This is a genomic window from Nocardioides sp. (assembly GCF_050246775.1).
In the GTDB taxonomy this organism is placed as follows: Bacteria; Actinomycetota; Actinomycetes; order Propionibacteriales; family Nocardioidaceae; genus Nocardioides.
In genome coordinates this window covers 609966-632345 of record NZ_JBFWVK010000001.1, presented here as the reverse complement: position 1 = coordinate 632345, position 22380 = coordinate 609966, and the positions used below count along the sequence as shown (strand labels likewise).

Sequence of the window (22380 nt, the reverse complement as noted above, 5' to 3'; positions counted from 1 at the left end):
GCAAGGGTTCCCGTACGTCTAGGTCACGGCGGGTGAACAACTGCATGCTGAGTGCGCACGACCTGCGCTTCTCCTACGGCCGTCGCCGCAAGGTGGACGTGCTGACGGACTTCAGTTGGGGTGTTGCGGCCGGGAAGACCACACTTCTGCTCGGCCCCAACGGTGCAGGCAAGTCGACATTGCACAAACTGTTGAGCGGGTTTGAGCGGCCCCAGCGGGGCGCGGTAACGATCAACGGACGATCGGACCGCGAATCGCTGTACCGAAAGGTCGGGTGGATGCCGCAGGAGGTGCAGCCTGCGCGTGGGCTCACGGTTGCCGAGCAGGTCGAGTACGTCGCCTGGTTGGGCGGGGCGAGCTCTCGAGAGGCTCGGAGGCGGAGTGCGACGGCCCTGGAGGCGGTGGACCTGATGGACAAACATGATGTCCGAGCGGACCGGGTCTCTGGTGGGCAGCTGAGACGGGTCGGGCTGGCACAGGCTCTGGTCCGCAACGCTCCGGTCCTCCTCTTGGACGAGCCGACCGCCGGGCTCGATCCCGCGCAGGCGCTGAACTTCCTCTCACTACTCAGGGGTCTCGACTGTCCTGGCGGGATCGTGATCTCCACCCACCAGGTGTCCGACTTGGCCGAGGACGTCGACCGCATCACGGTCCTCGCTGACGGCGTGCTGCGCTTCGATGACGACGTTGCCGCGTTCCGGCAGTTGGGCGCCGGCACCGAGGGTGCCGGAAGTTCGCTGGCGCAGGTCTTCGCATCGATGATCGGCGGAGGGACCCATTGAGGCTCCTGGTCGCTGCGCGCCGGTCTGGTGTGCTGTGGTTCCTGCCGGTGCTGTTCGCTTTCGGCAGCCTGCATGCTGTGGACGCGTTGGCGACCCACAGCGGATATGCCGTCTCCGACATCGCCAGTTCGAGCTATGTCATCTACATCCTGTGCCCACTGTTGGCGGGCTACGCGGCCTTCTCCTCCAGGGAATGGGCTCGGTTCCATGCGCCGCTTCGGGCCAGTCGCAGTGGATTCAGGGTGGCGCTCAACGCCTGGGGGCCCCTCGCGTTCGGCGGACTCATCGTGGTCGTGAGCGTGGTCGTGCTGAGCGCATGGGTCGTTCCCCTGGACGCAATGACGTGGCTTGTTCTCATGCTCGACGCGGCCACGGTCCTCGCCTGCGTGCTCCTCGGCCTCGCCGCGGGCTGGGCGCTGCCGGTTGTCGTGGCGGCGCCAGTCGTGGCGATGGCGACCTTCGTGTGGATCTCCTACTTCCCTGCCACCGGCAACGAGTTCCTGCACTACCTGACCCCCACCCTGACAGGCTGCTGTGCTCAGTCGATCCAGCCATCCGCTGTGGCAGCCAGGTCGATCCTTCTGATCGCGACAACAGTGAGCGTCGGCGTCATCGTGATGTTGAGCCCCAGGCGCTGGAGCCGACGTCCGCGTTGGATAGTCGGCGTCACGGTCCTGCTCGTCGTGGGCACGGCATTCGGCCTGGCGGCAACTTCGTTGGAGCTGTCCGACGAGCACCTCCTGCTGACCACCGTCCAGCCACGCACAGGTGCCCTTACCTGCTCGACCACCGAGGAGGTCGAGGTGTGTGTCTGGCCTGACGGCAAGGCACAGGCGGCCGTGATCGCCGACATCGCCATCGACATGAACTCGCGCCTCTGGAAATGGGACTTTCCTGAGATCACCGAGGCGGGAAACGGACCACGGACAGGAGAACGAGTGATGGTCGAGTCCACGCCGACCATCAATTCAGCGACGGTGGGCTATTCACTCGCGAGGGGCTACGTGCGGCTCCACCTTGCGTGTGATCAGGGCGGTCGCCAGTTCATCGACCCACGGGTCGCGTTCCTCGCGATGGGAGCGGGGGGAGCAACGGCCAAGGACCTCACCGGCGAGTACAGCCCCGAAGACATAGCTGTTGCCTCTGGCTGGCTCGACCGCGCCGATGACGGCGCAGCTACCTCGAACTGGTTCTTCGATGACCACGACGCCGAGCAGTGCCGGTCCTCGTGATGAGCCTCTGGGCCAACCAGCGAAGGATCTGGATCCTGGTGATCACCGTCGGGCTGGTCGCCCCCGGTGCACTGTGGTTGCAGTCCCGGGCGTTCGTCATGCCGGCAATCATCGGATCCGGCGCCAGCGCCTTGTGGGCAACCTTCCTGCCACTGGTCTGGGCGGTGGCGGTAGCCGATGCGTTCAGCAGCAAGACGCAGGGGGCCGAAGCCCGCCCCGGGCCAAGGGTCGCAATCCTGGACCTGCTGCTGTTCCTGCTGGCGACCAGTACGGCGGCGACGGCAGCCTGTCTGGCCACCGGCGGGGAATCGGTGTCAGCGACCACAGCACACATCCTGATCATGTCCGGCCTGGCGGCCTCAGCGCTGATGGTCATCACCACGCCCTACGGACACACCGCATTCGCGGGCACCTACGTCCGGATCCTCCAACCCGACGGCAACACCACCTGGTCGCTGACCGTCGGCATCGCGCTGTGTGGCGGCGCATGCTTCTTGCTGTCGACTCGCCGAACCACCATCAACCTCGGCCAAACAGCCGGACTCGGCGGGTGACCCAGCCCTCGACCCGGCTTGCCTGTCCGTCCCACTCCACTGGGCACGTGGAAGGGCGGGACTCGACGGTCCTGCTGTGCTGAGTGGTGCGATGAGATTCCGAGTGACACCCGGATGACATTCGAGGCCCGCGTCAAAATGGTGTTCGGGACATTTACCCCACCCCAACAGTAGAGATTCCACCCACCTTCACGTGGCCGGTGGCACCCAAATCCGAGTTGTAAGTACGTTTGCACCTGCTCGCCCGGCCTTGGGCGCACTCGGGAGGCAAACAATCAAAGCCAATGTGACCGCCCTGGCCCGTAGCCGCTGGGATTGCGGTTGTCCCGCTTGGAGGATGTGGTGGCGCAGACGCAAACCAGGCGTGACGGCCAACGTGTCCAGCTGTTCTCGACAACGGGGTCAGCTGTCGCGGTGTGCACCTCGAAGCGTCCACATGCCTCCGAGCAGGATGAGGACGAGGGGGATGAGCGCGTCTCCCAGGCTTGGTGAGTCGACCATCAGCACGGCCCAGCGGTGGGGCTCTGCGGTGATGTTCTGCAGGCCGAAGATCCAGTTGGTGGCCACGAAGAGGAACGTCGCAACCACTGCTGTGTCGATGGAGCCAACGAGGGCCACGCCGATCGCGACTGCGGATCCCGCACACACGGCCCGCACCGGGTACGTGAGGTGGGTGTGGTTGAGTAAGGCAGAACCTGCGGCCGCGAGGGCGCAGAAGCCGACCGCCCAGCTCAAGCAGCACCCACGTCGCCAAATGATGGGCAAGGTTGTCGTGCGTTCCAGTGCTTCGAACCGGGGGTCGAGAACCAATGCAACGAGGCAGCCGGCCAGTCCCCACAGAGCACGTGTGGGTTCGGCCACAACATCGCGGAACGGGACGGGTGTGTGCAACGGCAGGGCGACATAGACGGCGACCAGGCCGAGAGCCCAGGCCATCACGAGGCCGAGGCGTCGAGTCCGCATCAGCATGACCAGGTCGCGGGCCGAGGTCAGCATGTGTTGTCTCGGGCCCATCGGGCGACTCGGAGCTCGTCCTGGTGGGGCCAGGGTGCGTCGAGGCCGTCTCCCACCAGGTTCTCCATTGCCGCGTCAAGGGAGTCGAGCTGGGCTGATGGCCAGGTGAGGCTGCACGGGTGGGTGCCGTACAGCACCTGGTAGACGACGTCTTGCTCAGTCATCGACGCGGCGACCCGGATCAGCTGTGGCCCGGACGAGGTTTCCGTGGGGTCGGGGACATCCAGACGTTGCTCGTACGGTCGCGGTACGGCGCCGGTGGCTGAGCGCCACCGCTCGTCGGCCTTGGTCAGCGACCCAAGCATCTCTTGAGCAGCCGCCTGGCTCTCGGGGAGCGCGCAGATCCGGGTCTCACTGTGCTGGGCGCAGACCAGGTCCACCGCGGGGTCCCGCTCGAAGCGCGCGGGTCCCATGCCCGAGACGAATAGAGCAGCAAGGGTGACGACGAAGGTCGCGCTACCGGCTGCGAGATACCCCCCTGCGCGAGAGTGCGGGCGGGCGGGGCGAGCACCCACGAGACATGCCACCGCCAGGAGGGTGAAGAAGCCGGTCTGACCCGCGAGTATGACTGGCCGTGCACGTACCCCCAGCAGGGGTGAGTCGATCCCGGCCAGGCTGACAAGGTTGGTGAACGGGCCACTCAGCAGCTGAAGCAGGGCGAAGTAGAGCGCGCAGCCCAGAGCGGGCCCGGTGAGACGGGAGGGCAGCCACGTCACGGCACTGAATCCCAAGGCCGACCCGGCCGCCATGCCGAGGACCGTCGGCACGGTTGGGCCGACGCGGAACGGCCCGACCGTGTCTCCTAGGTGGATCACGCTGAGCACTGCGACCCAACCCAGGTGGGTCAGGATCATGGTGCCGGCGACCATCGCAATCGGCATGACGGGCGTCCACAGGTCGCGGCTGGTCGCGCGAGTCTGGACGCGTAGCTCCACCCAGCGTCGCGAGTATCCAGCGCAGATCGCCGCCGCCACGATGAAGAAGATCACCCCGACACCGTTGACCACCTCGAAGTGGCTGACCCAGTTGACGCCCGTCGCTTGACGCTCCTCGGCGTAGGACACCCACTCGAGGACGAGCGTGACAGGGATCAGGATCACGACTCGGGACCGGACCAGCCATGACAGGCGAAGGAACCGCACCGGCCTAACCCACATCGTCGGTGCCGACGAACCGCAGGTAGGCGGCCTCAAGGGCCTCGGCTGACGACCCCCCGTCTGGATTGAGCTGATCTGTGAACTCTCGGATCGTCCCGGTGAAGGGAAGCCTGCCGTCGTGCATCACTACGATGTTGGTGGCGAGGTTGGTCACGTCCTCGAACACGTGGGTGCTGATCAGCGTGACGCTCGACGCGGGCCGCAGTCGCACAATTTCCCGGAACTGGTGTCGTTGCACCGGATCAAGCCCGGCAGTGGGCTCGTCCAGGATGAGCACCTCCGGCTGGTGCACGAGGGTCGTGGCCAGCATGGCGCGCTGGAACATCCCACCGGACAGCTCGCCCAGTCGGTTTTCGGCACGTCGAGACAGCCCTACCATCTCGATGCTGTTGCCCACGGCCTCGCTCCGCGCGTTGCGTGGCACCGCGCGCAGCCAGGCAAAGTAGGCCACGGCCTCACGCACGGTCATCCACTTGTGCCAATCTGGGCGTTGGGGGAGGAACCCCACAGCCCGCCGGTAGTGGCGCACGGTTCGTCGCGAGTCGACTGGTCGCCCGTCGAACTGGACCTTGCCACGCTGTGGCCGCAGGTCGGTCGCGAGCACCCTCAACAGAGAGGTCTTCCCAGCACCGTTTGGCCCGAGCACGCCGGTCACCCCTGGGGCGACCTCGACTGAGACGTCCGCCACCGCAATCGTGCGCCCGAAGGTGACACGCAGGTCCCGCACCCCGACTTGGGGCGCGGGACCTGCGTTGCTTGGGCTGTCGGTCACGGGTACTGATAACCGGCGTAGTTGCAGTTGTCGGGAGTGAAGGCGCCGTTGTGGTGGCAGACACCGGGCTTCGCGCGCCAGCGACCGATCTGAAGGTCGTCTTGGTGCAGGGTGCTGTTGCGCCATCCGTCGGCACTTCCGTACTTGTTCGTTTCGTCCTTCGCCACCGAGTAGTAAGCACAGTTGAGGCAGTCCTTGCCCTCCTCGTAGACCCGTGCGTACGTCGACCAGCCGTCAGCCGTAACGTCTCGGAACCGGATATCGGTCGAGATGTCGTTCAGGGTGTTCACCGGGTCGTAGGTCTTGCCTCCTGAGGCCTCGGAGACCTTGGTTCCGGACTCGACCACCTGGATCGCCCCGAAGGTGTCTGCGGCGTAGGCAGCTCCGGCCCCCGAGCTGAGCACTGTCAGCAACGCCACGAGTTTTAGTCCCTTTTTCAACGTATTCCCCCCGCAATTGATTAGGAATTCGCGAGCATAGCAGGACTAGGGTCCTGTGATTCTCTTCGCGGGACGATGAGAAATGCGAAAAGAGGCCTGTGCTCAAAGACGCGCTTATCAACGTGAAACACGCCAAAATAGAGCAAATGAGACATCGACACTTTGAGGCTCGGCAAGTTAAGAGTTCTTCAAACTGGGCAAATATTCTACGTGTAGTCCCGACCATGGCGATATTTCGCACCGATGACGTGGATTTGACCTACCCCAACCCAGCAAAGCCCAGCCATCCGTACCATCCCTTGACCAGCACCGGGCCCGAGCTGATCCTCAGGGACAGCACGGCGCGAACCGCTGAGCGTCGGGCGCGGTGTTCAGACCGGAGAGCTGGTCGATGAGGCGAGGTGCAGGTGCCGACGGCTGTCCTCCACGGCATGGCCGACCGCCTCATCGATGCCGGCGGCGCTTACGCCACAGCACTCGCCGTACCAGGTGCCGAGGCTTCACACCTACGCCGACATGGGGCACCAGCTGGTGACTTCGTTGTTCGAGGAGTACGTGCGGGTCAGCGCCCGTAACATCGCCATGGCGCGGTCGGACGCCTTCTCGCGGGCCTAAGGAGCCGATCGCACCCGTCGACCTCGAAAGGTGCGTCACGGTGCTTCCGTCAGCCCGACACCCCGGCCATTTCGCAGGGCGTGGCCGGAGGCTCATTCCGGGGCCCCTGGTCTCCTCCCGAAACGGAGCTGTGCTGCATCAAGTCGACACTGGCGGAGTTGGACTCCGAGTCGGTGGAGGAGGTGAAGGTGGCGGTTGGCCCACCGCTGGAGGCTCGCTCGAGCCGATGGTGTCCAGGCTGTGACGAGCGACCACGGGAGCGACGCTTCCGTGGTCGTTCGCCTTACGGCCGCAATGCCCCAAATGCATCACTTTTGTGTAAAACCTACGCAGACACGCCGATCCCTCCATATATTGACCATCGGGCCTACCCACGGGCCTGTCGCCTGCTGGCGTACCCACTCGAGTCCTTCCGGGGGATGAATGAGCAACCGTCGCCCTTCCCGCCACGGTCGGTCGAGGTCCTTGGCACTGTCAGCGTGGCCACTGCGCCGCAAGGTCGCCCTCGCCATCACCATCCCGCTGCTGCTCGCCGCGACCCTGGGTGGTCTGCAGGTACGCCGCGACCTCACCGAGGCCGCCAACTCCTCGACCAGCGCCCAGCAGGTCACCGTGCTCAGGCCGGCCGTCGCCTACCTGACCGCCGCCGAACGCGCCATGGTGGCCGCCCAGACCCCGACCGAGGCCAGCCAGGCTGAGCTCGCCAGCGCTCTCAAGGACGCCAAGGCCGCCGCCGCCGAACTCGCCAGCACCGAGGAGACCGCCGACCTGACGGCCGAGCAGCGCTACCAGATCGACGCGCTCCTCGACCTCAGCCGCGCCATCCGTGAGGGCGGCGCTGACTCCCTCAGCCCCGGCACCTGGCTTGCCCAGCTGCGCCAGCTGCAGTCCGGTGTCACGCAGCTCATCACCACCATCGTCAACGCCCAGATCGACCCCGAGCCTCGCCTGGAGCTGCTCGCCCAGACCCTCGGTGGCCGGTTCTCGCTCGCCATGCAGCAGGCGCTCGTGGTCACCGACCGAACCGGCGACACCGGGTCCCTCGACCTCTTCGCCGAGCTCGGCGTCGAGGGTGCCGCCATCGACCGTCTCGCCAGCGCCCTCGGCGACTCCGAGTCCACGATCGCCACCCTGCGCACCGACAACGCCCAGCGTTCGCGCACCGTCCGCACCGGTGGGGATGACCTCGGCGGCGCAGAGGCCTACGCGCCGTACGACGAACTCATCACCAGCCTCACCAACGGCATCGACACCCAGCTGGCCGCCTCCGCCAGTGACGCGCGAGCCCGCGCCATCACCAACGGCGGCATCACCGCGCTCGCCCTGCTCGCCGCCATCCTGTTGGCCCTGTTCGTCTCCCGCCTGCTCCTCACGCCGCTGCGCAAGGTCCGCGAGGGCACGCTCGCGGTGGCCAACGAGCAGCTTCCCGAGGCGATCGCCCGGATCCGCGCCGGCGAGGACCCCGGCAAGATCGAACCGATCGACGTCACCACCCACGAAGAGGTCGGCCAACTTGCCCGTGCCGTCGACGACATGCACCGCCAAGCCGTCCACCTCGCCTCCGGCGAGGCCAACCTGAGGGCCCAGGTCGGGGAGATGTTCGTGACCCTGTCACGGCGCAACACCTCCCTGATCAACCAGCAGCTCGGCCTCATCGAGAGGCTGGAGAGCGACGAGGAGGACCCTCGCCGTCTCGAGAGCCTCTTCCGACTCGACCACCTGGCCTCGCGGATGCGTCGTACGGCGGACAGCCTGCTGATCCTCGCCGACGCCCCGACCCTCGCCGTGGCCCAGGAGGACCTCACGGTGGCCGCGTCCCTGCAGGCGGCGACCGCTGGTGTGCAGGACTACCAGCGCGTGCGGGTCGGCTCGGCCAGCACCGTCCGGATCAGCGACGAGGCCGCCGCTGACGTCGTCCACCTGCTGACCGAGCTCGTCGACAACGCCCTGTCCTACTCCTCGCCCGAGACCACGGTGTCCATCGGGTCGATGATGACCACCGGCGGCGTCACCATCGAGATCGAGGATGCCGGGCTCGGCATCTCCCAGCTGTCCCTGGCCACCATCAACGAGTCGCTGCGCTCCGGTGGCGAGGTCACCCCCGACACTGCCCGCCGCATGGGTCTCTTCGTGGTCAGCCGCCTCGCCCGCAAGCACGGCATCACCGTCTCGCTGCGTCGCAACGAGCACAACGGCACGTCCGCGATGGTGCTGCTGCCCGACGCGATCCTCGACGTCGCGCAGCCCAGCCTCGTGCCGCCCACCCCGGTGGAGCCCCGTACGCCCCTCACCTCAGCGTCCGGCCTCCCCGTGCGTACGCCGAGTGCCGCACCACCGCCGGCACCCGAGCCGGACGTCCCGCCGACCCCGTTCACACCGAAGCCCACGTTCCCGGACGTGGCGCAGCCGGCCCCTGTCGCCGAAGCGGCACCGATGAGCCTCGAGGACCGGATCGCTGCCGCCCGTGGCCTGCCCCGGCGCCAGCCGGCGGCCACCCGGGAGAGCTTCCAGGCGATCACCTCGCCGATGGCCCCGCCCGCCGCCCCGGCGCCCGCGGCTCCGGCGCCGCCGGAGTCCGCTCCGGTGGAGAGCCCGCTCCCAGCACCCCTCCCGTTCCGACCCAAGGTCGAGGCTCCGGCCGCGGAGTCAGCTCTCGACTCGCCCCTGACGTCACCGCTCGACGCCCCCGTGGCCTCGCTGCCCGCCGACGACTCGTTCGACACCCCGATCTTCAAGGCGATGAGCTCGGCCTGGCTCAGCTCCAACGGCGGCGAAGCGCCCTGGAAGACCACCGAGATCGAAGCCGGCTGGGATCGGGCCGAACGCGTGGCCGAGTCCGAGCCTGAACTCCCGGTCACCCCGGCCGGCCTGCCCCGCCGCAGTCCCGGCACCCGCATCGTCCCCGGCGGGGTCACCAAGAAGGTCACGGCCACCGTCCGTGACCCCGAAGCGATTCGCCGGCGCCTGGCGGCCCACGCCGCCGGCGTCTCCCGCGGCCGCGCTGCCGCCGCCGATCAACACCCAACGGAAGGCCCCGCATGAACGAGCACGACGCCTTCGGAGACCAGGCGGTGGACCAGCCGCTGGATCACGATCGAGTCCTCGACTGGTTGGTCACCCGGTTCGTCAACGAGGTCAGCGACGCCGCCCACGCCATCCTGGTCTCTGCTGACGGGCTGCTCATGGCCGCCAGTTCCAGCATCCCGGGCGAGCGCGGCGAACAGCTCGCAGCCGTCTCCTCCGGGCTGGCCAGCCTGGCGGTCGGTGCCGCCCGCCTGTTCGACGGTGGGGCAGTGCTGCAGACCGTGGTGGAGATGGAGCAGGGCTACCTGATGTTGATGAGCGTCGGCGAGGGCTCGAACCTCGCCGTACTCACCCAGGCAGGCGCCGACATCGGTCAGGTCGGCTACGAGATGGCCCTCCTGGTCGAGCGGGTCGGTCGCATGGTCGCGGCCCAGCCCCGCGTCGTACCCGCTGCGGACGGCTGAGGGTGACGCGTCGTGACCGCAGCTGACGCCGCCGGGATGGACCCGGTCCCGACGGCTCGATTCGTCCGGCCCTACACGATCACCGCAGGCCGCACCAAGGCCTCCGTCCACCTCCCGGTGGAGGCGACCCTGCTGCGCGTCTCGGAGACCATCTCGGTCGAGTTGGCGCCCAATGCCCTGCAGGTCCTGGTGATCTGCGACCACCGTTCGGTGGCCGAGGTCTCGGCCCTGGTCAAGCAGCCGATCGGCGTCGTGCGGATCCTGCTCAGCGATCTCATCGAACAAGGCCTCGTCCAGGTGCAAGCCACCATCACCGAACGCTCGTCGAAGGACGAGCGCATCGAGCTCATCGAAAGGACTCTCCGTGGACTACGCACCTACTAGCGCCACGCGCAAGGCTGCGTCGACGAAGATCGTGATCGCCGGCGGCTTCGGCGTCGGCAAGACGACGCTGGTCGGATCGGTCTCGGAGATCGTCCCCCTGCGGACCGAGGCGCTGGTCACCAACGAGTCCACCGGCGTCGACGACCTCGCCGGTCTGCCGACCAAGTCCACGACCACGGTCGCCATGGACTTCGGCCGGCTGACCTTGGCCGAGGACCTTGTGCTCTACCTGTTCGGTACGCCGGGGCAGCGCCGCTTCTGGTTCATGTGGGACGACCTGTGCCTGGGCGCCATCGGCGCGATCGTGCTCGTCGACACCGCTCGTCTCGACGACTCCTTCTCGCCGCTGGACTACTTCGAGTCGAAGGGTCTGCCGTTCATCGTGGCCGTCAACCACTTCGACGGCACCGACCAGTTCACGCTCGACGAGGTGGCCAGCGCGCTGGCCCTGCCCGACGACGTACCCATCATCTCCATCGATGCTCGCGACCGGGAGTCCGCCAAGCGCGCGCTCGTCCGCGTCACCGAGTACGCCCTCCAACGACTCACCGAGTCCCTCTCCACGGCGGTTAACTGACATGTTGAAACTGGCAGGATCAGCCGCCGGGCTGGTCATCCTCTCCGCAGCCCTGGCCGGCTGCGGTTCAGCGGAGGGCACCCCGGCAGCGGCCCCCCTGAACCCGCAGTTCGTCACCGCGGGGTCACTGACGGTCTGCACCGACATGCCCTACGAGCCGTTCGAGTCGATGAAGGGCGGCAAGCCGATCGGCTTCGACATCGACCTGATCGACGCCGTCGCGGCCCGCCTCAAGGTGAAGCCCGTCATCGTCGACACCGACTTCGACGCCATCCAGTCCGGTGACTCGTTGAACTCCGCCGACTGTGACGTGGCGATCTCGGCCATGACCATCACCGGCGAGCGGGCGCGGGTGCTCGACTTCTCCAGCCCCTACTTCGACGCCTCGCAGGCCATGGTGGTCCCCAAGGACTCCGACGTGAAGACGCTCGAGGACCTCGACGGCAAGAAGATCGGCGTCCAGGGCGGCACGACCGGTGAGCTCTACGTCACCGACAACGCGCCCGGCGACGCCGAGATCGTGCCGTTCGAGGACGCCTCAGCCATGGATGTCGCCCTCAAGGGGGGTGAGGTCGACGCAGCCGTCTACGACAACACCGTCGTGGGTGACGTCGTGGCCCGCAACCCGGGCTTCCAGTTGGCCGCCGAGTTCGACACCGGCGAGCAGTACGGCATGGCCGTGAAGAAGAACGGCAGCGTCGACCTGCTGCGCACGATCAACGACGTGCTGGCCGACCTGAAGTCCCAAGGTGGGTACGACGAGATCTACAGCAAGTGGTTCGGGGTCGCGCCAGCCAACTGATGGTTGCGGGTGGTTCATGACGCGGGTGGTTCATGGCGCGGGTGGTTCATCAAGGTATGCAGGCCAACCGCCACTTCCCTCGGTGGATTGATCAAGGGAACTGCAGTTTCACCATGGCCCCATGGGGAAGCAGGGGCGCGAGGGGCTCAGCTGCGCGCTGCGCCCACGGGCTGACCAACAGCCTCCGCTGCCTCGGCCTCGGCCTGGGGGCCGGGCACGAGGTGGGTCTGTGCGCGGATCACCGGCACGAACACGGCCACGAGTGCGGCAAGCGCCGAGGTGACCGCCAACAGCCCGAAACCGTGGGTGTAGCCGGCCTCGATCGGGAGACCGTCGGCGCGGGCGCCTGCCGTAACGACGCTGGCGAGTACGGCGCCGCCGAGTGCGCCACCCACGGTCCGGATGTTGGCGTTCATGCCGCTGGCAACGCCGGTCTGGGTCTGCGGTACGGCGGCGACGACCAGGTTGGACATGGCTGCGAAGGCGAGACCGAAGGCGAGGCCCAGGATCGTCGTCTCCACGACGACCAGCCAGAGCTGGCTGTGCAGCACGGCGAGACCGAGGGTGCCGACAGCTGTCAGGGTCGCACCCGCCACGAGAAGCGGTTTCGAGCCGTAGCGGGCAGCCAGACGACCCGACAACACGCCGGCGATGAAGGTGGCGAGGGTTTGGGGCAGCAGGAGGAGCCCCGACTCCGTCACCGAGACTCCGAAGCCGTAGCCGGTCAGTTGCGGGGTCTGCAGGAAGGACGGCAGGAACGCGAACATCGAATACATGCCCATGCCGAACAGCAGCGCCACCAGGTTGACGGTCCACACAGTGGGGATGCGCATCATCTTCATGTCGACCAGGGGCTCGTCGCTGCGGGTCTCCGCGATCACCCACACCGGCAGGAACACGGCAGCAGCGGCGAACAGGCTCAGCACGCGCGCTGAGGACCAGCCCCAACTGTGGCCCTGACTGACGGCGAGGAGGAGGGCTACCAGCCACACCGACATCAGCACCGCGCTGCCGACGTTGATCCTGCCCGGGGTGCGCTCCGGCGACTCCGGCACCCACACGGCTGCGGCGATGGCGGCAACGAGGGTCATGACCATGGGGAGCCAGAAGAGCCAGTGATAGCTCAAGGCGTCCACCACGGGTCCGGCCAGCACGAGGCCCACACCGCCGCCGACGGCGAGCAGCGCGGCCGACGTACCCACTGCTCCGGCGACCTTGTCGCGCGGGAACTCGTCGCGGATGATGCCGAAGGTCAAGGGCAGTACGCCGCCGCCGATGCCTTGGACGGCTCGGGCTGCGATGAGTACGCCGATGCTGGGCGCGAGGGCCGCCATCAGCGAGCCGAGCGTGAGGGCGACGAGCGCGAAGACCAGCATGCGTTCCTTGCCGACCTTGTCGCCGATGCGTCCGATGATCGGGGTGAAGACTGACGCGGACAGCAGGTAGGCGGTGAGGACCCAGGTCACCGTCGCCTGGTCGGTGTCGAGCGCGGCCTGGATCGTGGGAAGGACCGGGGTGACCATCGACTGCAGCAGGGAGAACGAGGAGACACCGACGCAGAGGACCAGGAAGGTCACGCGGTAGTCGGTCCTGCGGTCAGTGCGTGCCATCGGGTCCCCATCGAGTCGTCGGGCTGAGCGGTCGCCGAACCACGCCATTGAGAGCCCGGGCAATGGTTGCAACCTTCAACGATGCCGATGCATTCCGAGCTGGACAGGGTTTGTGTGTGACGGTGCTCGCATCACCCGCGGTCGATTTTCACGTTCGGACTGCCCTCGCAGCCCCATTTGTGGTGGAACGTGACGTTCGTCCGAGCCTGTTTCCACAGGACGTGCATTCGGGTCTTCCCCACGAGCTCGCGGGCTCACTACCCTGCCGGTCTAGACCTCTGCTTGGAGGGGTCGGACTCGGGGGGAGGCATCTGGTGCGCGGGTTGGTCGGTTTGTTGTCAACGATTTTCTGTGTGGTGCTTTTGTCGGGCTGCGACGACGACACCGTTCAGTCGGCGCCCAACACCCCGGCGCCGACTCCGTCAGCGTCCGTTGATCGGCCGCCCGAAAAGGCGGCGTGGGAGAGGCACACGCGTGCCGGGGCCGAAGCCTTCGCGAGGCACTGGATCGATGTGTTCAATCACGCGATGACGACGGGGGACGCCGTTACTCTGGCGAAACTTGGGACGCATGCGTGCGAGAGCTGTCGCAACCTCACAAGGCACATTCATGGGATCTACGGCTCTGGCGGGCATGTCCGTTCAGACGGTTGGCGAGTCCTACAGGCCGTGGCGACGCTCGACGAGACGGATCGCGTGAGCGTTTCGTTGCGCGTGGCGCAGTCACCCGAATTGGTGGTTCGTCGTCATCCAAATCGACGGGAAAGGTTTAGTGGCGGTAAGAGGACCTTCGCAATGTCTCTGGCATGGCAGGACAGGTGGCAACTGGATCGGATGGACATCCAGTGAAGGCTGCCTGGATAGCAGCCAGGGTGGCGGGTGCCGCGATATTTGCCCTTGGGGCCGCTGCAGCCGCAAACGGCGCGGTGGATGATCCGACTGCGAGCGTCGGGAACAGCTCATTCAATGTGAGTTTTACCAACGCAGAAGAAGGCTTTACCTCTTCAGCGACCGGAGGTCCAGTCTCGGTTATTGCTCTCCAATCCAACTATGTTCCAGTCTGCGAACCCGGAGCCACGGGGATCTGCCACGGAACCGTGGCCTGTGGCGATGGCGGATTGATGTACCACGTCACCGCCCACTACTCCGACGGCAGCGAACGCTCCTGGGACCAGTGCCTCACCGACCCTCCACCCGCAGCGACACCCACGATCACGATGGCGATGATCCGCCGTGCGTTCGAGCAGGTGCCGCTGCCGGCGTCGGAGGTGACGATTCAGCCGCCGGGCGGGCAGACGCTGGTCAACCTCGCCACGATCTACTCGACGCACGCGGCCGAGTTCAGCACTGAGGTCACGGTGCTCGGCCAACGTGTGGAGCTCCGGATCCGCCCGGCGTCGTACACCTGGGATCCCGGGGACGGCTCCGCCCCTCTCACCACAGACTGGCCCGGCGTCCCCTATGACCCGGGGTTGGCGATGGACGGCTACATCAGCCACACCTACCGGGCCGCAGCCGAGGCCGTCCCGGTGCAGGTCGACACCACGTGGGCAGCTCAGTTCCGGATCAACGGACATGGAGCCTTCCAGGATGTCGACGGCACCGTCGCTATCGCCGGGCAGCCCGTCCAGCTCAAGGTCCGCGAAGCGCGCGGCGTACTCACGGGCGGGTGATCGCGGTGAGCACGAGGTACTCCCACTCCATCCGGCCGCCCCCGACGTCGTGACGACGAGCCAGGTCCGCAAGCTCGGCGTCGAGTGCCGCTACCTTCGCCGGATCGTCGGCGATGGCCCGGTACACCGCGATCGTCGGCCCATAGGTGGCCTTGAAGAAGTCCCGGAACGCCGCCCCGTCGGCAAAACTCCCCACAGTGAGCCGCTCCGTGCGTGCGGCGACGTCGGTCACCCGATCGCCGAGCAGACCGCGGACGTGCTCCTCACGACCCCACAGGGGCGGCGGCTGCACGCCCGCCGGCGGCGGCGGTGCGAACGGCTTCATGGTGGCGAACATCTGACCGATGAACCCTTCCGGCGTCCAGCTCAGCAGCCCGATCGTCCCGCCGGGGCGGCACACCCGCACCAACTCGTCGGCCGCCTCCTGATGGTGCGGCGCGAACATCACGCCCACACACGAGATCACCGCGTCGAAAGACGAGTCTACGAACGGCAACGCCTCCGCATCACCCTGTTCCCACTCCAGATCGATCCCTTGCGACTCCGCCTCGCGACGGCCCACCTCCAGTAGTTCCGGGGTCAGGTCCGAGGCGACGACGCTCGCACCGAGACGTGCCGCCGGCACGGACGCATTTCCCGACCCGGCAGCGACGTCGAGCACTCGGTCCCCGGCCCGCACGCCGGCTGCACTCACCAGCGTTGGGCCGAGTGCCGGGATGACATCGCTCGCCACGGCCGCATAGTCCCCGAGAGCCCACATCGCTCGATGCTTGGCCTTGAGGTCGGGGGCGATCGTTGCCTGGTGGTTCATGGTTGTTCTCCTGTGTCAGTTGGGAAGTCCAGCGTCGAACGCCCCGAGCCGCCGCTCCAGTTCCAGATCTGTACTGGCGATCACCCGCCGCCGTGGCGTCTACTGGAACGAACAGGCGAAGGAGGCCCTGATGTCGTCGTATGGCCAGTTCTGCCCGGTCGCCAAGGCCATGGAACTTCTCGACGAGCGTTGGACCCTGCTCGTGATCCGCGAACTGCTCGCCGGAAGCACCCACTTCAACGACCTGCGACGCGGCAACCCCAAGATGTCGCCCGCGCTGCTCTCGAAGCGGTTGCGCACCCTCGAGCGGGCCGGAGTCGTACGCCGTGAGCTCCACGACGGTCGCAGCAGCTACACCCTCACCCCTGCCGGCGAAGAGCTGCGCCCGGTCGTCGAAGGCCTCGGCGCGTGGGGCATCCGCTGGATCGGCTCACTCGGCGAGGAGGATCTCGACCCCCACCTGCTGCTGTGGGACATCCACCGGACCATCCCGCTCGAGGTCTGGCCGAGTGGGCGGACGGTCCTGGGCTTCGAGTTCGCCGACGTCGCACCCCGGATCGCCCGCTGGTGGCTGTGCGTCACCGACGGCGACGTCGACGTCTGTGACGCCGACCCGGGTTTCGACCTCTCCGCCACCGTGACCACTCGGCTGCGCACCATGATCCGGCTCTGGCGCGGGGACCTGCGCTGGCCCGGCGCACTGAAGGAGGACCTCGTCAGCATCTCCGGCGTCGCCGCACGCGACGTACCCCTGTGGCTCGGCCACATGAAGCTCGCGGCCGTTGAACGCCCCGCCTGACCCGGACCCGCGTGCCAGGCTCCTCGCCGAGCGCCAGCGGACCGTCGCGCGGCTCGCCCAACTCAACTCGGACTTCGACGGCATCGTGGAGGCATCTCGAGACACCAACGCCGACGACGAGCACGACCCCGAAGGGGCCACCATCGCTTTCGAACGCTCCCAGATCGACGCCCTCGTCCGTCAGGCCGAGCGCCAGGTCGAACAGATCGACCAGGCACTGAGGCGGTTGGACGCCGATGGGTACGGCATCTGCGAGGTGTGCGGTACGCCGATCCCGGTCGAGCGCCTGGAGGCCCGGCCCACCGCCCTACGCTGCATCGGCTGCGCGCGATGACACCCCTTCGACCTGTACATCTGCGACAGGTCGGCGGGATTGACAGGTACATCTGCGACCGGTCGATGTGCTCGGGATTCAGCGCGATTGGGCTGCTCGGCATACCGTTGTACCTTCGGGGCACTGCAGGCCCCGAGGAACGAAGGAAGCGTGCGGTCGGTCGAGCGCGCGTCAATCGATGGGACCCGCATTTGAACGGCAACACCACTCACCGGTTCAGCAACGCCGCCATCCTGGCCGTTGCCAACGTCGACGCCTCGCAGATCGTCACGTCTGCCGAGCTCGACGAGCGGCTCGCGCCGACCCTCAAGCGGGTGGGTCTGCGGCCCGGACTGCTCGAGCGCCTCGCCGGGATCAAGTCTCGCCGCTGGTGGGAGGAAGGCACCACGTTCGTCGACGGCGCCGCCACCGCGGCCGCCAAGGCGATCGGTGAGAGCGGTGTCGACCCCGCGAACATCGGCCTGATGGTCAACACCTCGGTCAGCCGGGTCCACCTCGAGCCCGCCACCGCAGTCGCCGTCCACCACGCCGTCGGCCTGCCCACCTCCTGCCAGAACTTCGACATCACCAACGCCTGCCTCGGATTCGTCAACGGCATGGAACTGGCGGCCTCCATGATCGACGGCGGCTTCGTCGACTACGCGCTCGTCGTCGACGGCGAGGATGCCCGTCCGGTGCAGGAAGCCACCATCGAGAAGCTCCTGCGCCCCGAGACCACGGCGCGTGACGTCCTGAGCCAGTTCGCCACCCTCACGCTGGGTTCCGGGGCGGCCGCCATGGTCCTGGGCCGTGCCGACCACCATCCCGAAGGACACCGGATCGTGGCCGGCGTCAGTCGCGCCGGCACCGAGCACCACGAGCTCTGCATCGGCGACAACGGCGTGATGGAGACCGACCTCAAAGGGCTGCTCGACGCGGGCCTGGCCCTGTCCACCGAGCTGTGGAACGAGGCGGCACCGGAGTTCGGCTGGGGCGCGGGCATGGACCGCTACATCATCCACCAGGTCTCGCAGGTGCACACCGACGCGCTGTGCAAGGCTCTCGAGATCGACCCCACGCTGGTCCCGCGCAGCTTCCCCGAACGCGGCAACATCGGACCTGTCTCGGTGCCGTTCACCCTGGCCACCCAGTCCGACACCCTCAGCGGAGGCGACCGGGTGCTCCTGATGGGCATCGGCTCGGGGCTCAACGCCTCCGTCCTCGAGCTGGTCTGGTGACCGAACCGACTGGTCTGGCCGGCCTGCCCGGACTGGATCCGGCATGGTCGCGGCAGGTCACCGTCACCGACGCCGGCGGCGTACCGCACACCTGGCACCTCCTCGACAACGGCGCCGAGCCCACCCACGGCACGCTGCTGTGCGTGCACGGCAACCCGACCTGGTCCTACCTGTGGCGCCGCCTGCTGGCCGGCGCACCCGAAGGCTGGCGGGTGATCGCGCCCGACCACCTCGGCATGGGGTGGTCCGAGCGTCTCGAGGACAAGCGCACCGTCGCGCAGCGCGTCCAGGACCTCGGTGACCTCACCGCGGCCCTCGGCGTCACCGGACCGGTGATCACCGTCGGTCACGACTGGGGCGGCGCCATCTCGCTCGGCTGGGCGCTCGCCCATCCCGAGCAGTTGCGAGGAGTCGTCCTCACCAACACCGCCGTCGCCCAGCCCGACGGCGATCGGGGCCCGGCCCTGATCCGGATGGCCCACGTGCCCGCTTTGCGGGAGTTCTCCTGTGTGCGCACCCCCCTCTTCGTGCGCGCCACCTCGGCGCTGTCGAGGCCGGCTCTGCCCCACGATGTCCGTGACGCGCTGGCCGCCCCCTACGCCACGGCGCTGCGCCGTCGCGCCGTCGGCGACTTCGTCGCCGACATCCCCTTCGCCGGCGCCCATCCCTCCCGCGAGGCCGTCGAGGCGATCGCCGAGGGCGTCCGCTCCCTCGACGTCCCGGCCCTGCTCCTGTGGGGGCCACGGGACCCCGTCTTCGGCGAGAAGTACCTCGCTGACCTCCGCGAGCGGCTGCCGCAAGCCCAGCTGCACCGCTACGAAGGCGCCAGCCACCTGGTCACCGAGGATGCTCCGCAGTACGTCGAAGCCATCACCGCCTGGCTGGGCGACCTTGCAGCACCCCCGGCCCGGCCGGACTCCGAGCCGGCGAGCACCGGGCGGCACCTGTGGTCCGCCCTCGAGGAGCGTTGCGACGACCCGGCCCCGGCTGTGGTCGAGGTCGGCGGCGCCACCGTGAGCTGGCGTGACCTCGACGAACGGGTCCGCGACCTGGCCGCCGGCCTGGCCGCGGTCGGCGTACGCCCCGGCCACCGGGTGGCGCTCCTGGTCGAACCGTCCGCAGACCTGACGGCGGCGGTGTACGCCGTCTGGCGGGCCGGCGCCGTCATCGTCGTCGCGGACAAGGGACTCGGCTTCACCGGGATGCGTCGCGCCCTGCGTGGTGCCGACGTCGACCACGTCATCGGCGCCGGACCGGGGCTGGCCGCAGCCCGCGCCATGCGCCTGCCCGGCAGCAGGATCGCCGCCCGACGTGCCAGCCGTGTCCTCGGCGCCATCCACGACCTGGCCTCGCTGACCGCACTGGGCCGCAGCGTGCCTCTCCCGGCAGAGCCCGAGGGCGACCAGGAGTGCGCCGTCGTGTTCACCTCCGGCGCCACCGGGCCGGCCAAGGGTGTCGTCTACCGGCATCGCCAGGTGTCGGCCCAGATGGAACTGATCCGCACCACCTACGCCGTGAAGCCCGACGACCGCCTGGTGGCCGCCTTCGCACCGTTCGCCCTGCTGGGTCCGGCGCTCGGCATCGGCTCGGCAGTGCCGGACATCGACGTGACTGCGCCGGGCACCCTCACCGCGGCAGCGCTCGGCGATGCCGCAGCGGCGATCGACGCGACGATCGTCTTCGCCTCACCCGCCGCCCTGCGCAACGTGGTGGCCACCGCCGCCGACCTCGACGCCACGCAGCGCCACGCGCTGGGTCGGGTCCGCCTGGTGATGTCCGCCGGCGCCCCGGTGCCCGTCAGCCTGCTCGAGGCGCTCCAGGACGTGCTGCCCACGGCTGAGGCGCACACGCCGTACGGCATGACCGAGGCACTCCCGGTCACCGATGTGTCCCTGGAGCAGATCCGCGCGGCCGGCACCGGTGCCGGTGTCTGCGTCGGGATGCCGCTGCCCGGCGTGAGCGTCGCCCTCAGCCCACTCGCTCCTGACGGTTCCTCGGACGGTCTGCTCTCGAGCGAAGCGGGCGTGACTGGCGAGATCTGTGTCAGCGCCGCCCACGTCAAGGACCGGTACGACGCCCTCTGGGCCACCGAGCGTGAGAGCTCCCGCGACCCCGGATGGCATCGGACCGGCGACGTGGGTCATCTCGACCTCGACGGCCGACTCTGGGTCGAGGGACGGCTGGTCCACGTCATCACGGCGCCGACCGGAGTCATCACCCCGGTCCCCGTCGAGCAGCGCATCGAGGGGCTCGACACGGTGCGTTCCGCAGCCGTCGTCGGGGTCGGACCGGTCGGCACCCAGGCCGTCGTCGTCGTGGTCGTGCCCGAGGCTGACGCGCCGCGCACGCTGCGCTCGGCCGACGCCTCACTGCGCAACGCGGTCCGGGCCCGAGCCGGGGTCGAGGTGAGTGCCGTACTCGTCACCCGAGCCCTGCCCGTCGACATCCGTCACGCCTCCAAGATCGACCGCCGTGAGGTCGCCCGACGAGCCGAGCGCGTGCTCGCCGGGTCACGCCACCTCCCGCGACGGTGAAGGTCCTCGTCACCGGTGCCAGCGGCATGCTGGGCCGGGTCACGGCACGGCAGCTGGCCGCACGTGGCGACGAGGTCACCGTGCTGCAACGCCGAAGCTCCGGGCTGGACCTGCGTGAGGTCCTGGGCGATGTGGCGGACCCTGCAGCGGTGGCCCGGGCCGTCCGGGGCCAGGACGCGGTCGTCCACCTGGCAGCCAAGGTCGACGTCGTCGGCCGGTGGGAGGCCTATGCGCACGCCAACATCGAGGGTACAGCGCAGGTCGTCGACGCCTCCCGGCGCGCCGGCGTAGCACGGCTGGTCCAGGTGTCCTCGCCGTCCGTGGCACATGCCGGACATGCCCTGGTGGGGGTAGGGGCCGGGGCGGCCGATCCGGAGCGTGCCCGCGGACACTACGCCCGCTCCAAGGCCGTCTCGGAGCTTCTGGCCCTGGCCGCTGACGGTCCCGACCTCGCGGTGCTCGCCCTGCGCCCGCACCTCGTGTGGGGCCCGGGCGACACCCAGCTCGTGGCCCGGATCGTCGCCCGGGCGAGAGCCGGCCGACTGCCGTTGCTGGGATCCGGCACGGCGTTGATCGACACCACCTACGTGGACAACGCGGCGGCCGCGCTGGTGGCGGGTGTCGAGGCCTGTTCCCCCGACGGTGTCCACGGCGAGGCGCTCGTCGTCTCCAACGGCGAGCCGCGGACCGTGGAGGAGATCCTCGGCTCGTTGTGCCGCGCGGCCGGGGTGCCCGAACCCACCCGGCGGGTGCCGGCCGGGGCGGGCTGGCTGGCCGGGGGAGTGGTGGAGGCGGTCTGGTCGCTCACCCGCCGCTCGGACACGCCGCCGCTGACCCGTTTCCTGGCCGAACAGCTCACCACGGCGCACTGGTTCGACCAGCGCCGCACCCGCGACCTGCTGGACTGGGCGCCCGAGGTCTCCCTCGACGAGGGCTTCGCCCTCCTCGGGGCGTCCTACCGGTCTCAGTCGTAGACCCGGATCTCCTCGCCGAGGGTGGCCCCGAGCTGGAGGTCGAGGTCGTCGCCGGACCAGAACCGGCCCGGGTCGTAGTAGTTCGTGGGTCGCCGTCCGTCGAGCAGGCCCATCTCGGCGTACGTCGCAGCCACCACCTCGGCGCAGTACGTCGTCTCCGCAGCCGCCGGGCGCCGTACCCGCCCGCGGATCCACCGTCCCGCCAACGCCACCGTGGCCGGGAACGGGGTGCCGTCGAGCCGGGCGATGCTCCGCAGCAGCCCCGCCTCCATCTCAGGAGTGATGGTCACCGAGAGCTGCCGCAACCACGCCTCCTGGGCGTAGCGACCGGTCCACTGGTCGACAGCGGCCCGCAGGTCGTGCAGCTGTACGCCGCGATGATGCTTGCCGGTCCACATGTCCATGAGTCCCTTGCCGAGCTCGGCGTGCCACATGAGCGGCGGCATGTCGTCGAGGACCACTGCCATGCCGACGTGGTTGACGGGCGCGTTGGTGAGCACCCGGATAGCCTGATCCGCAGCGGAGCGGCCACGGAACAGCCAGAGGTCGCCGGTCCGGGTCAGGTCGACGGCCTGGTCGAGGGTCAGTCCGTTGTCGGTCATGAGGAGGTCC

Annotated in this window: 23 protein-coding genes; 16 read left to right on the top strand and 7 right to left on the bottom strand. The window is 68.4% G+C overall.

Going from position 1 to position 22380, the window contains the following annotated elements:
- Positions 1–32 precede the first annotated feature (32 nt).
- Genes AB7I40_RS03085 through AB7I40_RS03075 form a run of 3 tightly spaced genes read left to right on the top strand, consistent with a single transcriptional unit; the run spans position 33 to position 2568 of the window.
- Positions 33–782 (top strand): ABC transporter ATP-binding protein, encoded by a 750-nt coding sequence (locus AB7I40_RS03085; RefSeq protein ID WP_428343577.1) that lies wholly within the window; start codon positions 33–35, stop codon positions 780–782.
- Positions 779–2014: a hypothetical protein gene (locus tag AB7I40_RS03080; RefSeq protein ID WP_428343576.1), complete on the top strand. Its 1236-nt coding sequence runs from the start codon at positions 779–781 to the stop codon at positions 2012–2014. The genes AB7I40_RS03085 and AB7I40_RS03080 overlap by 4 nt, the downstream gene beginning before the upstream one ends.
- The gene (locus tag AB7I40_RS03075) at positions 2014–2568 is read left to right on the top strand and encodes a hypothetical protein (protein WP_428343575.1); all 555 of its coding nucleotides are present in this window, start codon (positions 2014–2016) and stop codon (positions 2566–2568) included. Before AB7I40_RS03080 ends, AB7I40_RS03075 begins: the two co-directional genes overlap by 1 nt.
- Positions 2569–2970: 402 nt before the next feature.
- Here the strand turns inward: AB7I40_RS03075 and AB7I40_RS03070 are convergent, their stop codons facing one another.
- From AB7I40_RS03070 to AB7I40_RS03055, 4 genes are read right to left on the bottom strand one after another with little or no spacing between them, the layout of a single operon-like run.
- Positions 2971–3582 (bottom strand): hypothetical protein, encoded by a 612-nt coding sequence (locus AB7I40_RS03070; protein ID WP_428343574.1) that lies wholly within the window; start codon positions 3580–3582, stop codon positions 2971–2973.
- Positions 3558–4682 (bottom strand): hypothetical protein, encoded by a 1125-nt coding sequence (locus tag AB7I40_RS03065; protein WP_428343573.1) that lies wholly within the window; start codon positions 4680–4682, stop codon positions 3558–3560. Before AB7I40_RS03065 ends, AB7I40_RS03070 begins: the two co-directional genes overlap by 25 nt.
- Before the next feature lie 46 nt (positions 4683–4728).
- Positions 4729–5511 carry an ABC transporter ATP-binding protein gene (locus AB7I40_RS03060; protein WP_428347913.1) on the bottom strand — a complete coding sequence of 261 codons (783 nt, stop codon included), beginning with the start codon at positions 5509–5511 and terminating at the stop codon, positions 4729–4731.
- On the bottom strand, positions 5508–5930 hold the full coding sequence (locus AB7I40_RS03055; protein WP_428343572.1) for a hypothetical protein: 423 nt from the start codon (positions 5928–5930) through the stop codon (positions 5508–5510). The genes AB7I40_RS03060 and AB7I40_RS03055 overlap by 4 nt, the downstream gene beginning before the upstream one ends.
- A gap of 510 nt (positions 5931–6440) precedes the next feature.
- Between AB7I40_RS03055 and AB7I40_RS03050 the strand changes: the two genes are divergently transcribed.
- The 6 genes from AB7I40_RS03050 to AB7I40_RS03025 all read left to right on the top strand — a co-directional run bounded on the left by AB7I40_RS03050 (position 6441) and on the right by AB7I40_RS03025 (position 11817).
- Positions 6441–6566 (top strand): hypothetical protein, encoded by a 126-nt coding sequence (locus AB7I40_RS03050; protein ID WP_428343571.1) that lies wholly within the window; start codon positions 6441–6443, stop codon positions 6564–6566.
- Between the two features lie 465 nt (positions 6567–7031).
- On the top strand, positions 7032–9608 hold the full coding sequence (locus AB7I40_RS03045) for a sensor histidine kinase (RefSeq protein WP_428343570.1): 2577 nt from the start codon (positions 7032–7034) through the stop codon (positions 9606–9608).
- The gene (locus AB7I40_RS03040) at positions 9605–10054 is read left to right on the top strand and encodes a roadblock/LC7 domain-containing protein (RefSeq protein WP_428343569.1); all 450 of its coding nucleotides are present in this window, start codon (positions 9605–9607) and stop codon (positions 10052–10054) included. Before AB7I40_RS03045 ends, AB7I40_RS03040 begins: the two co-directional genes overlap by 4 nt.
- A 12-nt stretch (positions 10055–10066) precedes the next feature.
- Positions 10067–10438: a DUF742 domain-containing protein gene (locus tag AB7I40_RS03035; protein WP_428343568.1), complete on the top strand. Its 372-nt coding sequence runs from the start codon at positions 10067–10069 to the stop codon at positions 10436–10438.
- Positions 10419–11015, top strand: coding sequence for a GTP-binding protein (locus AB7I40_RS03030; protein WP_428343567.1), 597 nt, complete (start codon positions 10419–10421; stop codon positions 11013–11015). The genes AB7I40_RS03035 and AB7I40_RS03030 overlap by 20 nt, the downstream gene beginning before the upstream one ends.
- Before the next feature lies 1 nt (position 11016).
- Positions 11017–11817: a transporter substrate-binding domain-containing protein gene (locus tag AB7I40_RS03025; protein WP_428343566.1), complete on the top strand. Its 801-nt coding sequence runs from the start codon at positions 11017–11019 to the stop codon at positions 11815–11817.
- Positions 11818–11963: 146 nt separating this feature from the next.
- Here AB7I40_RS03025 and AB7I40_RS03020 read toward each other — a convergent pair whose 3' ends face one another.
- Positions 11964–13427 carry an MFS transporter gene (locus AB7I40_RS03020; protein ID WP_428343565.1) on the bottom strand — a complete coding sequence of 488 codons (1464 nt, stop codon included), beginning with the start codon at positions 13425–13427 and terminating at the stop codon, positions 11964–11966.
- Between the two features lie 62 nt (positions 13428–13489).
- Here AB7I40_RS03020 and AB7I40_RS03015 point away from each other — a divergent pair, with 62 nt between their 5' ends.
- The gene (locus tag AB7I40_RS03015) at positions 13490–14275 is read left to right on the top strand and encodes a DUF6318 family protein (RefSeq protein ID WP_428343564.1); all 786 of its coding nucleotides are present in this window, start codon (positions 13490–13492) and stop codon (positions 14273–14275) included.
- Between the two features lie 272 nt (positions 14276–14547).
- Entirely contained in the window at positions 14548–15099 is a 552-nt protein-coding gene (locus tag AB7I40_RS03010; RefSeq protein WP_428343563.1) for a hypothetical protein, read from the top strand.
- Here AB7I40_RS03010 and AB7I40_RS03005 read toward each other — a convergent pair.
- The gene (locus tag AB7I40_RS03005) at positions 15086–15910 is read right to left on the bottom strand and encodes a methyltransferase domain-containing protein (protein WP_428343562.1); all 825 of its coding nucleotides are present in this window, start codon (positions 15908–15910) and stop codon (positions 15086–15088) included. The genes AB7I40_RS03010 and AB7I40_RS03005 overlap by 14 nt on opposite strands.
- Before the next feature lie 130 nt (positions 15911–16040).
- Here AB7I40_RS03005 and AB7I40_RS03000 point away from each other — a divergent pair, with 130 nt between their 5' ends.
- From AB7I40_RS03000 to AB7I40_RS02980, 5 genes are all read left to right on the top strand, one after another.
- Entirely contained in the window at positions 16041–16709 is a 669-nt protein-coding gene (locus AB7I40_RS03000) for a winged helix-turn-helix transcriptional regulator (RefSeq protein ID WP_428343561.1), read from the top strand.
- On the top strand, positions 16693–17043 hold the full coding sequence (locus AB7I40_RS02995; protein WP_428343560.1) for a TraR/DksA family transcriptional regulator: 351 nt from the start codon (positions 16693–16695) through the stop codon (positions 17041–17043). The genes AB7I40_RS03000 and AB7I40_RS02995 overlap by 17 nt, the downstream gene beginning before the upstream one ends.
- A gap of 191 nt (positions 17044–17234) precedes the next feature.
- Positions 17235–18260, top strand: a complete 1026-nt coding sequence (locus AB7I40_RS02990; RefSeq protein ID WP_428343559.1) for a 3-oxoacyl-ACP synthase III — start codon at positions 17235–17237, stop codon at positions 18258–18260.
- The gene (locus AB7I40_RS02985; RefSeq protein ID WP_428343558.1) at positions 18257–20794 is read left to right on the top strand and encodes an alpha/beta fold hydrolase; all 2538 of its coding nucleotides are present in this window, start codon (positions 18257–18259) and stop codon (positions 20792–20794) included. The genes AB7I40_RS02990 and AB7I40_RS02985 overlap by 4 nt, the downstream gene beginning before the upstream one ends.
- Positions 20791–21768, top strand: coding sequence for an NAD-dependent epimerase/dehydratase family protein (locus AB7I40_RS02980; protein WP_428343557.1), 978 nt, complete (start codon positions 20791–20793; stop codon positions 21766–21768). Before AB7I40_RS02985 ends, AB7I40_RS02980 begins: the two co-directional genes overlap by 4 nt.
- Here the strand turns inward: AB7I40_RS02980 and AB7I40_RS02975 are convergent.
- Positions 21759–22370 carry a hypothetical protein gene (locus AB7I40_RS02975; RefSeq protein ID WP_428343556.1) on the bottom strand — a complete coding sequence of 204 codons (612 nt, stop codon included), beginning with the start codon at positions 22368–22370 and terminating at the stop codon, positions 21759–21761. The two genes, AB7I40_RS02980 and AB7I40_RS02975, sit on opposite strands and share 10 nt — an antisense overlap.
- Positions 22371–22380: the final 10 nt, after the last annotated feature.